This window comes from Rhodococcus sp. P14, assembly GCF_000256505.1.
Taxonomy (GTDB): Bacteria; Actinomycetota; Actinomycetes; order Mycobacteriales; family Mycobacteriaceae; genus Rhodococcus; species Rhodococcus ruber.
In genome coordinates this window covers 31,891-44,927 of sequence record NZ_AJFC01000058.1, presented here as the reverse complement: position 1 = coordinate 44,927, position 13,037 = coordinate 31,891, and the positions used below count along the sequence as shown (strand labels likewise).

At 70.6% G+C, this 13,037-nt stretch carries 15 protein-coding genes; 10 read left to right on the top strand and 5 right to left on the bottom strand.

The window, feature by feature from the left end; translation table 11 throughout:
• From OEY_RS0104120 to OEY_RS0104105, 4 genes are all read left to right on the top strand, one after another.
• Positions 1-1,530 (top strand): ribonuclease J (locus tag OEY_RS0104120; RefSeq protein WP_010592674.1); only part of this gene is annotated, 1,530 nt, incomplete at its 5' end.
• A gap of 60 nt (positions 1,531-1,590) precedes the next feature.
• Positions 1,591-2,214, top strand: coding sequence for a TIGR03085 family metal-binding protein (locus OEY_RS0104115; RefSeq protein WP_026137743.1), 624 nt, complete (start codon positions 1,591-1,593; stop codon positions 2,212-2,214).
• Positions 2,215-2,296: 82 nt separating this feature from the next.
• The gene (locus OEY_RS0104110) at positions 2,297-4,963 is read left to right on the top strand and encodes an FtsK/SpoIIIE family DNA translocase (protein ID WP_192811058.1); all 2,667 of its coding nucleotides are present in this window, start codon (positions 2,297-2,299) and stop codon (positions 4,961-4,963) included.
• Between the two features lie 207 nt (positions 4,964-5,170).
• Positions 5,171-6,157 carry a TerC family protein gene (locus OEY_RS0104105; protein WP_010592671.1) on the top strand — a complete coding sequence of 329 codons (987 nt, stop codon included), beginning with the start codon at positions 5,171-5,173 and terminating at the stop codon, positions 6,155-6,157.
• 23 nt (positions 6,158-6,180) lie between these two features.
• Here the strand turns inward: OEY_RS0104105 and OEY_RS0104100 are convergent, their stop codons facing one another.
• Positions 6,181-6,465 carry a YciI family protein gene (locus OEY_RS0104100; RefSeq protein WP_010592670.1) on the bottom strand — a complete coding sequence of 95 codons (285 nt, stop codon included), beginning with the start codon at positions 6,463-6,465 and terminating at the stop codon, positions 6,181-6,183.
• Between the two features lie 31 nt (positions 6,466-6,496).
• Positions 6,497-7,024: an amino-acid N-acetyltransferase gene (locus OEY_RS0104095; RefSeq protein ID WP_082061259.1), complete on the bottom strand. Its 528-nt coding sequence runs from the start codon at positions 7,022-7,024 to the stop codon at positions 6,497-6,499.
• A 132-nt stretch (positions 7,025-7,156) separates the two neighbouring features.
• Here OEY_RS0104095 and pgsA point away from each other — a divergent pair, with 132 nt between their 5' ends.
• The 5 genes from pgsA (at position 7,157) to pspM (ending at position 10,724) form a co-directional block, all read left to right on the top strand.
• A complete protein-coding gene (gene pgsA / locus OEY_RS0104090; protein ID WP_010592668.1) occupies positions 7,157-7,813 on the top strand; it encodes a CDP-diacylglycerol--glycerol-3-phosphate 3-phosphatidyltransferase in 657 nt (218 codons plus the stop codon).
• Positions 7,814-7,821: 8 nt separating this feature from the next.
• Complete coding sequence (locus OEY_RS0104085; protein ID WP_026137742.1) at positions 7,822-8,322, top strand: CinA family protein; 501 nt, start codon at positions 7,822-7,824, stop codon at positions 8,320-8,322.
• A 146-nt stretch (positions 8,323-8,468) separates the two neighbouring features.
• Positions 8,469-8,864 carry a helix-turn-helix domain-containing protein gene (locus tag OEY_RS0104080; protein ID WP_010592666.1) on the top strand — a complete coding sequence of 132 codons (396 nt, stop codon included), beginning with the start codon at positions 8,469-8,471 and terminating at the stop codon, positions 8,862-8,864.
• Between the two features lie 194 nt (positions 8,865-9,058).
• Positions 9,059-9,874 (top strand): PspA/IM30 family protein, encoded by an 816-nt coding sequence (locus OEY_RS0104075; RefSeq protein ID WP_003935651.1) that lies wholly within the window; start codon positions 9,059-9,061, stop codon positions 9,872-9,874.
• A gap of 40 nt (positions 9,875-9,914) precedes the next feature.
• Positions 9,915-10,724, top strand: a complete 810-nt coding sequence (gene pspM, locus OEY_RS0104070; RefSeq protein ID WP_010592665.1) for a phage shock envelope stress response protein PspM — start codon at positions 9,915-9,917, stop codon at positions 10,722-10,724.
• Between the two features lie 14 nt (positions 10,725-10,738).
• Here the strand turns inward: pspM and OEY_RS0104065 are convergent, their stop codons facing one another.
• The 3 genes from OEY_RS0104065 to OEY_RS0104055 are packed head-to-tail and all read right to left on the bottom strand — an operon-like array spanning position 10,739 to position 12,640.
• Entirely contained in the window at positions 10,739-11,344 is a 606-nt protein-coding gene (locus tag OEY_RS0104065; protein WP_010592664.1) for an energy-coupling factor transporter transmembrane component T family protein, read from the bottom strand.
• Positions 11,341-12,021: an energy-coupling factor ABC transporter ATP-binding protein gene (locus tag OEY_RS0104060; protein WP_010592663.1), complete on the bottom strand. Its 681-nt coding sequence runs from the start codon at positions 12,019-12,021 to the stop codon at positions 11,341-11,343. The genes OEY_RS0104065 and OEY_RS0104060 overlap by 4 nt, the downstream gene beginning before the upstream one ends.
• A 22-nt stretch (positions 12,022-12,043) precedes the next feature.
• The gene (locus OEY_RS0104055; protein ID WP_010592662.1) at positions 12,044-12,640 is read right to left on the bottom strand and encodes a biotin transporter BioY; all 597 of its coding nucleotides are present in this window, start codon (positions 12,638-12,640) and stop codon (positions 12,044-12,046) included.
• Between the two features lie 216 nt (positions 12,641-12,856).
• Here OEY_RS0104055 and OEY_RS30780 point away from each other — a divergent pair, with 216 nt between their 5' ends.
• A complete protein-coding gene (locus tag OEY_RS30780; RefSeq protein ID WP_003935645.1) occupies positions 12,857-13,030 on the top strand; it encodes a hypothetical protein in 174 nt (57 codons plus the stop codon).
• The last annotated feature ends 7 nt before the right edge of the window (positions 13,031-13,037 follow it).

The window sequence follows — 13,037 nt, the reverse complement described above, 5'->3', positions numbered from 1 at the left end:
CGGCCCGGCGTCGCCCTCATCCTGCCGGACTTCCGGCACATCGAGGACCGCATGGACGACGTCGAAGCCGTCGTCCTCACCCACGGGCACGAGGACCACATCGGGGCGGTGCCGTTCCTGCTGCGGCTGCGTCCCGACATCCCGGTCGTGGGTTCGAAGTTCACCCTCGCACTCGTCGCCGCGAAATGCCGCGAGCACCGGCTGCGTCCCAACCTCGTCGAGGTCGTCGAGGGGGACAGGACCACGCACGGGCCGTTCGAGTGCGAGTACTTCGCCGTCAACCACTCGATCCCGGACGCGCTCGCCGTCGCCGTCCGTACCGAGGCCGGCCTCGTGCTGCACACCGGCGACATCAAACTCGACCAGTTGCCGCTCGACGGCCGCCTCACCGACCTCGCCGGCTTCTCCCGGCTCGGTGACGAGGGCGTCGACCTGTTCCTCGTCGACTCCACCAATGCCGAGGTTCCCGGCTTCGTGATGCCGGAACGCGAAATCGGCGGCGTGCTGGACAATGTCATCGGCAAGGCCACCCAGCGCGTGATCGTCGCGTCCTTCGCCAGCCACGTGCATCGCATCCAGCAGGTCGTCGACGTCGCCGAGCGGTACAACCGCCGCATCGCCTTCGTCGGGCGGTCGATGGTGCGCAACATGCAGATCGCGCAGGACCTCGGTTACCTGCGGGTGCCGGACGGGCTCGTCGTCGATCTCGACACCGCGGCGACGTTGCCCGACAACCGGCTCGTGCTGATCTCCACCGGCTCCCAGGGGGAACCGCTGTCCGCGCTCTCCCGGATGGCGCGGGGCGAACACCGGCAGATCAACATCCGGGCCGACGACCTCGTCGTCCTGGCGTCCTCGCTGATCCCGGGCAACGAGAACTCGGTGTTCGCGGTCGTCAACGGCCTCGCCAAGCGTGGCGCCACCGTCGTCACCCAGCAGAACGCGAAGGTGCACGTCTCCGGCCACGCCTCCGCGGGCGAACTGCTGTACCTGTACAACGCGGTGCGCCCGACGAACGCGATGCCGGTGCACGGTGAATGGCGGCACCTGCGGGCCAACGCGGCGCTCGCCGAGGCGACCGGGGTTCCGCGGGAGCGGATCGTGCTGGCGGAGGACGGCGTGGTCGTCGACCTCGTCGACGGGCTCGCGGAGATCGTCGGGCAGGTACCCGTCGGCCACGTCTACGTCGACGGCCTGTCGGTCGGCGACGTCGGCGAATCCACCCTGTCGGACCGGCTGATCCTCGGCGAGGGCGGCTTCATCTCCATCTCCGTCGCCGTCGACGAGAACGGCCGCGCCGTGAGCACGCCGGGGGTGTCCGGCCGCGGGTTCTCCGACGACCCGGGGGCACTGTCCGAGGCCGCGCAGCTCGTGGACAAGGTCCTCAACGAACTCGCTGCCGAGGGCATCGACGACGCCCACCGCATCGCCCAGGCGATCCGCCGCGTCGTCGGGCGCTGGGTGTCCGACACCTACCGTCGCCGGCCGATGATCGTGCCGACGGTGATCACCGTTCCGGGTCCGGCGTAGCGGCACTCCACGGCGCGGACGGTCCGGCGGCAGCGGTGGTCCGACGCTACAGTGGGCCGTGTGAGCCTCGCCCGTGACGAACGACACGCACTCGTCCGCACCATGACGCAGACCGGTCCCGACGCCCCCACCCTGTGCGGGGACTGGACCACCCGGGACCTGGCCGCCCATCTCGTGGTCCGCGAACGCCGGATCGACACGATGCCGGGCATCGTCCTGCCTCCGCTGGCCGGGCACACCGAGCGGGTGCGCGCCGGGGCGGCGGACCGACCGTGGGAGCAGTTGCTCGCCGACATCGAGTCCGGCCCGCCGGTCTGGTCGCCGTTGTACCTCGTCGACGGGATCGCCAATGCCGCGGAGATGTTCGTCCACCACGAGGACGTGCGCCGCGCCGCGCCCGGGTGGCAGCCGCGACCGCTCGACGCACCGACCCAGGACCGCCTGTGGCAGATGGCCCGGCAGATCGGCCGGCGCGGTTACCGCGGCACCGACGTCACCGTGGTGTTCGAGCGCCCCGACGGCACCCGCGCGACGGTCCGTCGGCGCGGTCCGCGCACCGTGATCCTGCGCGGCGAACCGTCCGAGTTGTTGCTGCACGCCTTCGGCCGTGACGAGGTGCGCGTCGAGACCACCGGGCCGGCCGCCGACGTCGCGGAGGTTGCCGCGTCCGGTCGCGGCATCTGATCCGCCCGTGTGACCACCGCGCGCGGCTGATGCCGGTGTTGCGGATGGTTCGGTTGTGGACATTGCGACTAACCTGACGGGTATGGCAGGAAAGTCGGGTGCCCGCGGATCGTCGTCGACGACCTCACGGTCGAGGTCGGGGGCGCGCGGCTCGTCCGGGGCCTCGGGCGCGTCGCGGGCGAAGGGCAGCACCCGCAAGCCCGCCACGACGACCCGCCGGCAACCCGCCGCACGACGCCCGGCTCGCAGCACCGCCGGCCCCCGGCGCAAGGCGCCCTCTCGTTCGTCACGGCCGGGCGTCCTGCAGACGCTCGGCCGCGGGATCGGCACCGGCTGGACGATGATCGCCCGCGGGGTGGGTGCCACCACCCGCACGGTGGGCAGGGTGACGGAGGTCGAGCACGGCCACCGCCGCGACGGCATCGCCCTCGGGCTCATCGCCGCGAGCGTCGTCGTCGCCGGCAGCGTCTGGTTCGCCGTCGGCGGCCCGCTCGGCGGCTGGATCGAGGCCGCGGTCCGCGCGCTCGTCGGCGGCGCCAGCGCCGTGCTGCCGCTGACCGGTCTCGTGATCGCGGTCGTCCTCATGCGCACCGAGCCGCGGCCGGAGATCCGGCCCCGGCTCGTCCTGGGGTCGATACTCGTCGCCCTCCCCGCGCTCGGCCTGTGGCACATCGCCTCGGGCATGCCCACCGACGGCGCGGGCCGGGCAGGGGGCGCCGGCTTCCTCGGATATCTGGTGGGCGGGCCCCTCACCGACGGTCTGACGGTGTGGTTGTCGGTGCCGTTGCTGCTGATGGCAGCCGGGTTCGGGATCCTGCTGCTCACCGGCACGACGATCCGGGAACTGCCCGGGATGTTCCGCGAGTACTTCGGCCTGCACTATCGGGCCGACGACGAGTACGGCGCGTACGACCCGGACCACGCCGACGACTACGACCCGGAGCACGACCCGACTCTGTTCGACGCCGACGGCTACCTGGTCGAGCGGCGTACCCGGGGCCGGCGGCGTACCCCCGTCGAGAACTACCCGACGGACGAATTCGACGGCGACGCCCGCACCGAGGTGCTGCCGGTGTGGGATCCGGAGCCGGCGCCCGCCGCGCCTCCGGCGCCGGAACCCGCACCGGAACCGGCACCCGAGCCGCCGCGCGCCCGCGCCCGGTCCAAGAAGGCTCCCGCGCCGGTCCCGCCGGTCGAGGAACCCTCCGACGACGGCAAGCTCGAGCCGCTCGTTCCCGACCGGGTGGTGGAGGGCGACTACGCTCTGCCGTCGCTCGGGCTGCTGCTCGAGGGCGATCCGCCCAAGAAACACAGTTCGGCGAACGACCAGATGATCGAGGCCATCACCGAGGTGCTCGAACAGTTCAAGATCGACGCCGCGGTCACGGGCTTCACCCGCGGCCCGACGGTCACACGGTACGAGGTGGAACTCGGACCCGGCGTGAAGGTCGAGAAGATCACCGCGCTCGCCCGCAACATCGCCTACGCCGTGGCCACCGACAACGTGCGCCTGCTCGCGCCGATCCCCGGCAAGTCCGCGGTCGGCATCGAGGTCCCGAACTCGGACCGCGAACTGGTGCGTCTGGCCGACGTGCTCGCCGCTCCGTCGACACGCAAGGATCACCATCCGCTGGTGATCGGGCTCGGCAAGGACATCGAGGGCGACTTCGTCTGCGCGAACCTGGCCAAGATGCCGCATCTGCTCGTCGCCGGCTCCACCGGCTCCGGCAAGTCCAGTTTCGTCAACTCGATGCTCGTGTCGCTGCTCGTGCGGGCCACCCCGGACGAGGTCCGGATGATCCTCATCGACCCGAAAATGGTCGAGCTCACGCCGTACGAGGGCATCCCGCACCTGATCACGCCCATCATCACCCAGCCGAAGAAGGCAGCCGCCGCTCTCGCGTGGCTGGTGGAGGAGATGGAGCAGCGCTACCAGGACATGCAGGCCAACCGGGTCCGGCACATCGACGACTTCAATACCAAGGTCCGGTCCGGCGAGATCACCGCGCCGCTCGGCAGCGAGCGGGTCTACCGGCCGTACCCCTACATCCTCGCGATCGTCGACGAACTCGCCGACCTGATGATGACGGCCCCCCGTGACGTCGAGGACGCCATCGTGCGGATCACGCAGAAGGCCCGGGCCGCCGGCATCCATCTGGTGCTCGCCACCCAGCGGCCCTCCGTCGACGTGGTGACCGGTCTGATCAAGACGAACGTGCCGTCGCGACTCGCGTTCGCCACCTCGTCGCTGACGGACTCCCGAGTCATCCTCGACCAGCCCGGTGCCGAGAAGCTCATCGGCATGGGTGACGGCCTGTTCCTGCCGATGGGTGCCGGCAAGCCGATCCGAATGCAGGGCGCGTTCATCACCGACGAGGAGATCGCGGCCGTCGTCGACTTCGCCAAGAACCAGAAGGAACCGGAGTACACCGAGGGTGTCACCACCGCGAAGCCCGGCGAGAAGAAGGATGTCGACCCCGACATCGGTGACGATCTCGACGTGTTCCTGCAGGCGGTCGAGCTGGTGGTGTCGAGTCAGTTCGGGTCGACGTCGATGCTGCAGCGCAAGCTGCGGGTCGGGTTCGCGAAGGCGGGGCGCCTGATGGATCTGATGGAGACCCGCGGGGTCGTCGGTCCCAGCGAAGGCTCCAAGGCGCGGGAGGTCCTGGTCAAGCCGGACGAACTCGACGGCCTGCTGCTCTCCATCCGGGGCGGCGGGGACGCGGACGCGCCGGCACCGGCGGAGTAGGGGCGGCACGGATCGATGCCGCTTCCCGCATGTGGTTGAATGGACGAAGTGGAGGGGAGTATCCCCTAACTCGCGGCAGTTCCGTCAACACGTGCGACACCGATGTCGTCCCGGGGCTGTCGACCTCGAAGCCGCTCCTCGGAGCCGTGAGTCGAGGTGGGAGAGACCTCCGGTGGTTTGCTGTGCCTACCGGAGGAATGCCTGCAGATGCATGTCACCCCGCTCGTCTGGATCGTCACCATCCTGGTGATCCTGGGACTGTTCGTCTTCGACTTCTACGCGCACGTCCGCAAACCGCACGCGCCCACGTTGCGCGAGTCGGGCTTCTGGTCGGCGGTGTTCATCGGCCTCGCCGTGGTGTTCGGCGTCGTGGTGTTCGCCGTCTGGGGACCGACGTACGGCGGTGAGTACTTCGCCGGGTACGTCACCGAGAAGGCTCTCAGCGTCGACAACCTGTTCGTCTTCGTGATCATCATGTCGACCTTCGCGGTGCCGCGCGAGTACCAGCAGAAGGTACTCACCATCGGCATCGTCCTGGCACTCGTGATGCGCGGGGCGTTCATCGCCGTCGGTGCCGCGGCCATCAACACCTACAGCTGGGTGTTCTACCTCTTCGGCGCATTCCTCATCTACACCGCGATCAAGCTGATCCGCGAGCACGGTGAGGAGGTCGAGCACGAGAAGGAGCGGGAGAACCGGATCGTCTCCCTGGTCCGCAAGGTGTACCCGACCACCGACGAGTACCACGGCGACAAGCTGTTCACCCGGATCGACGGCAAGCGGTTCGCGACCCCGATGCTGCTCGCCCTGGCCGCCATCGGCTTCACCGACATCCTGTTCGCGCTCGACTCGATCCCCGCGATCTACGGCCTCACCAGCGAGCCCTACCTGGTGTTCACCGCCAACGCGTTCGCTCTGATGGGCCTGCGACAGCTGTTCTTCCTCATCGGCGGCCTGCTCGAACGGTTGGTCTACCTGTCCTACGGCCTGTCCGTGATCCTCGGGTTCATCGGGATCAAACTGGTGCTCCACGCGCTGCACGAGAACACGCTGTCGTTCGTCAACGGCGGGGAGCACGTCGCGGTGCCGGAGATCTCGACGTGGTTGTCGCTGGGCGTGATCGTCGGTGTGCTCGTGGTGACGACCGTGGCGAGTCTGCTCAAGACGCGCAGCGAGAAGGCCGACCTCACCTGACCTCGCGGCACCGGTGAGGGGCGTCAGTCGTTGAAGACGCCCATCACCGGGAGCCACTCCGTGATCCGGACGTCGTCGACCAGGCCGCGACGCGCGAAGGGATCCTGCGCCATGACCTCGCGCACGGCCGGCTCGTCCGCAGCCTCGACGACGATCAGCGCGCCCGACCCGTCGGCCCACGGGCCGGTCGCGCGTACCGTCCCGGCGTCGACGAGTGCTCCGAGCCAGCCCCGGTGGGCGGGCCGGTGCTCGTCGCGGCCGTCGGCGGTGGCCTCGGAGTAGGTGTACTCGACAGCGAACAGCGGCATGGATCCTCGCATTCGTGGTGGGGGAAGAGGCTCAGAGGGAGAGCAGCATCCGGGTGTTTCCGAGGGTGTTCGGCTTGACGTAGCTCAGGTCCAGGAACTCGGCCACACCGGTGTCGTAGGAACGGCACATCTCCGCGTACACCTCCGCGGTGACGGGAGTGCCGTCGATCTCGGTGAATCCGTGCCGGCCGAAGAACTCGACCTCGAAGGTGAGTACGAACAGCCGCTCCAGTTCGAGGTCGCGGGCGACGTCGATCAGGTGGGAGACGACCAGGTGGCCGACTCCGCGGCCCTTGACCCGCGGATCCACCGCGACGGTGCGGATCTCGCCCAGGTCGGACCACAGCACGTGCAGGGCCCCGCAGCCGACGACGGTGCCCGCCGTCTCGGCCACCCAGAACTCCTGCACGGACTCGTACAGCGTGACGAGATTCTTCTCGAGGAGGATCTTGCCCGCATAGATGTCGACCAGTCGCTTGATCTCCGGAATGTCGCCGGTTCGCGCCCGTCGCACGACTATGCGGTCGTGGGGTTCCGGGTCCGTCGTCCGCGAATTCATAGTGGTGAACAGTAGCCGGTCGCTCTACCGATATTGTGTCCGTGTGCCGGTCGGATCTCCATGCTCACGTGTCGCCCCGGCGGACCCGGGTCCGCGTCGTCCCCCGGCGCCGTCCGCGGCAGGGAGGCCGGTGTGAGCGCGCCGCATCCCGAGGTGGCCGGGACCGGTGGGGCCGCGGCGGCCCCCGGGCCGCACGCGCCCGCGGCCGCGGAGCCGGTGCCGCTGTGGAACATCGCCAACATCCTCACCATGGTGCGGATCGCTCTGGTGCCGGTGTTCCTGCTGGTGTTGTTCGCCGGCGACGGCCACGATGCCGCGTGGCGCCTCGCCGCCACGGCCGTGTTCGCCGTCGCGGCGATCACGGACCGGATCGACGGCCAGCTCGCGCGCAAGCACGGACTCGTGACGGATTTCGGCAAGCTCGCCGATCCGATCGCCGACAAGGCCCTCATCGGCGCCGCCCTCGTGGGCCTGTCGCTGCTCGGTGACCTGTCGTGGTGGGTGACCGGCATCATCGCGGCGCGCGAACTCGGCGTCACCGCACTGCGCTTCTTCGTGTTGCGGCACGCGGTGATCCCCGCGAGCCGCGGCGGCAAGGCCAAGACCCTGTTCCAGTCCCTCGCGATCGTGCTGTACCTGCTGCCGTTGCCGGCGGCGGCGACGCCGTTCGCGGTCGCGCTGATGGCGCTGGCAGTGATCCTGACGGTCGGCACCGGCATCGACTACGTCGTCCAGGCGGTGCGGCTACGCGCCGGCGTGCACCGCGTCGAGCAACAGCACGGGCAGTGAGTGGGATGGTGCCCGACCCCCTCGTTGCCGGTACCGCGGCCGCGGAGCTGGTCGCGGCCCTGGCCGCGCAGCGGCAGACGGTGGCGACGGCCGAATCTCTCACGGCCGGGCTGATTGCGGCGACGATCGCCGGGGTACCCGGTGCAAGCGTGGTGCTGCGCGGCGGGCTGATCGTCTACGCCACCGACCTCAAGTCCACCCTGGCGGGGGTGGATGCGGGGCGCCTCGCGGCGGACGGGCCGGTCTCCGAGTCGACCGCCGCGGCCCTGGCCGAGGGCGCCGCGGCGCGCTGCGCCGCGACGTGGGGCGTGGGCGTCACCGGCGTGGCCGGGCCGGATCCGCAGGACGGGCATCCGCCGGGCACGCTGTACCTCGGGATCGCCGGACCGGGAGGCACGGTGGTCACTTGTCCGTCGGTGTCCGGAGACCGGTGGGACATCCGGTCCGGTGCCACCCACGCCGCCGTGTCGGGCCTACTCACCCGCGTGCACGCCGCCGCGGGGATGTAGTGTCTTGACACCGCGGTACCGGTGGCAACCGGACCCGTGCGGAGCCGCGCCCGGCAGGGGTTTTCGTGCCCGGGCGGGGAGCCGGGAACCCGGCGACGTGCGTCGTGCGTTGACGGGTTGAGCGACGACGGACGAAGGAGGATGGGATGGCGCTGTTGTTGCGTGAGGCAATCGGTGACAGCCTTCGGCGCACCCGCGTTTCGCAGAGCCGCACCCTGCGTGAGGTCTCCAGCAGCGCCCGGGTCAGCCTCGGTTACCTCTCCGAGATCGAACGCGGACGCAAGGAGGCGTCGAGCGAACTGCTCGCCGCGATCTGCGACGCCCTCGACGTGCCCTTGTCCGACGTGCTCTTCGACGTCAGCGAGTCGCTCGCCGATGCGGTTCCCGCCCGCGGCCGGACCCCGGTGGGAGCGGCGGTCGTCGGAGCCGAGCCGGCTCCCCGCGACTCGGAGGCCCTCGCCGCCGAGCACGCGGCACTCGTGGCGCAGGACACGCGGGTGGTGATCCCGCCGCCGGCGGCACGCGCGCTGGCTGCCGCATAACATGGAGGTCGGACCGCGACGGCCTGGCCGGACGCGGACGAAAGCGACACACTCCGGGTCACCACCGGGGGGTGGCTCGGGACACACGACGGCCGGGTATGCGGGGCTCCCGGGACCGTCCGGAAACGGTGCGCGAGGGCCGTGCATCGGGTCGCGTTCGCCGCGGCGTACCAGATGGAGGCAGGATCACACCCATGGCTAATCCGTTCGTCAAGGGTTGGAAGTACCTGATGGCACTGTTCAACTCCAAGATCGATGAGAAGGCCGATCCGAAGGTCCAGATTCAGCAGGCGATCGAGGATGCGCAGCGTCAGCACCAGGCGCTGTCCCAGCAGGCCGCGTCCGTCATCGGCAACCAGCGTCAGCTGGAGATGAAGCTCAACCGGCAGCTGGACGAGGTCGAGAAGCTGAACGCGAGCGCGCGGCAGGCCGTGCTCATGGCCGACCAGGCCAACGCGGCCGGCGACACCGAGAAGGCCATCCAGTACACGAACGCCGCAGAGGCCTTCGCTGCCCAGCTGGTCACCGCCGAGCAGTCCGTCGAGGATCTGAAGGTCCTGCACGACCAGTCGCTGCAGGCTGCGGCACAGGCGAAGAAGGCCGTCGAGCAGAACGCGATGGCGCTGCAGCAGAAGGTGGCCGAGCGCACCAAGCTGCTCAGCCAGCTCGAGCAGGCCAAGATGCAGGAGCGCGTGAGCGAGTCCCTGCGCTCGATGGACTCGACGCTCGCCGCGCCGGGCACCACGCCGAGCCTGGACGCGGTCCGCGAGAAGATCGAGCGTCGCTACGCCACCGCGCTCGGGTCGGCCGAGCTCGCCCAGAACTCGGTGCACGGCCGGATGCTCGAGGTCCAGCAGGCCACCGTCCAGATGGCCGGCCACAGCCGTCTCGAGCAGATCCGCGCCTCCATGAAGGGCGAGGCGCTGCCCGGCGCCGCGGCGCCCGCGACCCCCGCGGTCAACCCGACCAAGGAACCGCCCTCGGCGGCGGGTAGCGCCGGCTCTCAGTAGCGCCGGCGTCGATCACCGACTGCAGAAACGCGACATCGTCATGAACATTCCCGCACGCGGCCGGACCGGACAGTTTCCCGGTCCGGCCGCGGCCGCGCTCCGGGACATGACCGGCAACGTGGTCGAGGCGGCGCGCCGCTGGAACGACCCCGCGGCCCGGCTGCGGCGCAAGAAGCGTCGCGCGCGTCGCCGTGCCCGCATCTTCGGCACTGCCTCCGGAATGGGTGGGGTCGGCACCGCGACCCTGGTGGCAGCGTCGGCTCCCGACTGGACCGTCGTCGCCACCGGCGGCACGACGGCCGCGCTCGTCGTGCCCGCCGCACTCGCGTTCCGTACCTTCCGGCGTCTCGACGCCGTGGCGCTGCCGCCGCCGGCGCCCGCCCGCCGGGCCCTGCCGCCGTCGGGTTCCGTCGCGCGGTCCCCGATGGCCCGGCTCGCCAGCGACGAACAGAGTCTCGCCCAGCTGCTGACGGTGCTGGCCCGGTCCCGCACCGTCGCCGCCGACGATCTGGAGGAGATCGCGTCGGCCGCCCGAGACGCCGCCGGCGCCCTCGAAGCAGTCGCGGTCGACGTGGTCGCACTCGAAGCCGCGGCCCGCGACAGCGCCGCCGCCCAAGCCCACCTCGGTCCGGCCGTCGCGGCCGCCGGGAAGCGGCTCGACACGGGCGTCGACCAGTTCGAGGAACTCGTCGCCGCCGCGGCCCGGCTCGCGGCGGCCCCGGACGGGACCCGTTCGATGGATCTGCTCGACCGTCAGCGCGCCGAGCTGATCTCGGCGTCGGATCGACTCGAGGGCTGGGCCCAGTCGTGGCGGGAGATCCAGCAGATCGAGAGCCGCTACCGGAACTGACGGCGCGCCGGCGACTAGTCGTCCAGGCCGCGGGCCACGAGGGCCTCACCCATCGCCTCGGCGGTCAGCAGCGCCCCCACCACGACGGGCACCGCCAGGGCCCGCAGCGAGAAGCCGAGGCCGCGGGCTTTCCGCGCCTCGGTGACCTGCGCGACGATCGCTCCGAGCATCGGGACCGCCCGGACGGTCATCACCAGGACGAGACCCACCCGCTCCGGGTCGACGCCGACCCGGCGGAGCGGACGAAGTCCCGTCACGATCGCGTCGAGCATGTCGCTCACCCGGGTCGTCAGCGTGACCAGCGCGGCCAGGGCCACCGCGACCAGCAGCTGGCCGCACACCACCACCGCCCGTTCCCAGCCGGCGAGCAGCACCTGGAACGCCGCGATCACCACGAGCATCCACAGCAGCGGCCGAAGCTGTCGCAGCGCGGGACGGGGCGGGATCCGGGCCAGCAGGTAGAGCCCGAGCACGAGTGCCGAGGCGGCCGGCACCTGCCACGGTTGCCGCATCCACACCGTGAGCGCCACGATGAGCGCGGCCGTGACGAGCAGCTTCGGTCCCGCCGGTGCCCGGTGCACCGGCGACGACGCGCGGTGGTACAGCCCCAGGGTGCTCACGAGACCAGCTTGCGGTAGAAGTCGATCGCCGGGCCCGGCGCATCGTCGGCGACGACGCGGCCGCCGTCGACGACGAGCACCCGATCGAAGCCCGCCAGTAGATCCAGATGGTGGGTGACCACGACCAGTTGCTGCTCGAGGGCGGCGAAGGTCCGGGCGATCAGCCGGGCGTTGCGCAGGTCCAGCAGCGTCGTCGGCTCGTCCGCCACCAGTACGTGCGGCTCGGTGACCATGATCGCCGCGAGGGCGAGGAGTTGCTTCTGCCCACCGGAGAGCAGGTGACTCGGGTGGTCGTGGTGCCCGGCCAGCCCGAAGTCGGCGAGCACCCGCCGTACCCGTTCCGCGCGCTCGTCCTTGCCGAGTCCGCTGCGGCGCAGGGAGAAGGCGACGTCCTCCGCGACAGTGGGCATCACGATCTGATGATCGGGATCGGTGAACACGAATCCCACGCGCCGGCGCACCTCGCGGGCCTTGCGGGCGGTGTCGAGGCCGTCCACCGTGACGGTGCCGGAGGTCGGGACCACCAGTCCGTTGATCATCCGCGCCAGGGTGGACTTGCCGCTGCCGTTGGCACCGACGATCCCGACGCGGCGTTCGGTGAGGGTCACGTCGATGCCGTCGAGGACGGTGCGCTCCCCGTAGGCGTGCCCCACCTGCCGGAAGCGGATCTCGCTCATGCGGTCGTGTCCGGCGCGACGTTCAGTGCGCGGGATCGGCGGCCGGGCGCGCCGGTGCGCTCGGACTCGACAGGGCGGGGTAGGCGCGGTGCACCTGCGCGGCGACGACCGCCGCCACGACGGCCTTGAGCAGGTCACCGGGCAGGAAGGTGGCGTTCGCGCTCAGGGCCGCCCACAGCGTGAGATCGGTGCGCGCGAGCATGCCGGCGATCCCGAACGCGTAGAGCACGACGATGCCGCCGAGCACGTTGACGGCGATGCCCGGCAGCACCCGGTAGCGGGGCAGCATGCGCGCCGAGAGCCAGCCGATCACCGCCACGGCGGGCAGCCAGCCGAGCAGGAAGCCGACCGTGGGCCCGGCCAGCGCCGTGAGCGTGGTGCGTCCCCCCGCGAGCACCGGCAGCGCCAGGCCCAGCACGATCACCGTCGCCACCGACAGCACGCCCCTGCGGACGCCGAGCAGGGCGCCGGCAAGCATGACGCCCAGCGTCTGCAGCGTGATCGGCACGCCCGACGAGCCCACGGTGATCTGTCCGGGCAGGCCCAGGGCGATGATCAGGGCGGCGAACACGGCGATCTGTGCCAGGTCGCGGGCGGGCGTGCTGCGGGTCGAGGACACGATTCTCAGCCTTCTGACGAGGGGACCGAACCTGTCGAGGGTATGTCGCCGCGGCGTGCTCCCTGTCACCACCCCGCTCCGGGCCGGGCCCCCAGCAGTGCGGCTCCGGTCTCCGGGTAACCACCCATCTTTCCCTGATCTCTGCGTTGACCTGGTGTTTTTCGGTGCGGGGAGTGTCAGGATCGACCTCGACGGCAACGAGGCAAGGAGTGGACGATGTTCTGGAAGATCGTGGGTGTGGTGGCGCTGGTGTGGATCGCTCTCGTGGTGATCGGGGCGCTCGCGGAGCACCTGTTCGGAATTCTCGTGGTGAGTGCGCTGATCTTCGGCGGCTACATGGTGTACAAGGCCGTGAGCGGCAGCAAGGACGATCACATCACCCGGGTGTGAGGTCACG

Coding starts and splice junctions, on each gene's coding strand:
- OEY_RS0104110 (WP_192811058.1), top strand. CDS start 2,297: ATGGCAGGAAAGTCGGGTGCCCGCGGATCGTCGTCGACGACCTCACGG.
- OEY_RS0104105 (WP_010592671.1), top strand. CDS start 5,171: ATGCATGTCACCCCGCTCGTCTGGATCGTCACCATCCTGGTGATCCTG.
- OEY_RS0104100 (WP_010592670.1), bottom strand. CDS start 6,465: ATGCCGCTGTTCGCTGTCGAGTACACCTACTCCGAGGCCACCGCCGAC.
- OEY_RS0104095 (WP_082061259.1), bottom strand. CDS start 7,024: ATGAATTCGCGGACGACGGACCCGGAACCCCACGACCGCATAGTCGTG.
- OEY_RS0104080 (WP_010592666.1), top strand. CDS start 8,469: ATGGCGCTGTTGTTGCGTGAGGCAATCGGTGACAGCCTTCGGCGCACC.
- OEY_RS0104075 (WP_003935651.1), top strand. CDS start 9,059: ATGGCTAATCCGTTCGTCAAGGGTTGGAAGTACCTGATGGCACTGTTC.
- pspM (WP_010592665.1), top strand. CDS start 9,915: ATGAACATTCCCGCACGCGGCCGGACCGGACAGTTTCCCGGTCCGGCC.
- OEY_RS0104060 (WP_010592663.1), bottom strand. CDS start 12,021: ATGAGCGAGATCCGCTTCCGGCAGGTGGGGCACGCCTACGGGGAGCGC.
- OEY_RS30780 (WP_003935645.1), top strand. CDS start 12,857: ATGTTCTGGAAGATCGTGGGTGTGGTGGCGCTGGTGTGGATCGCTCTC.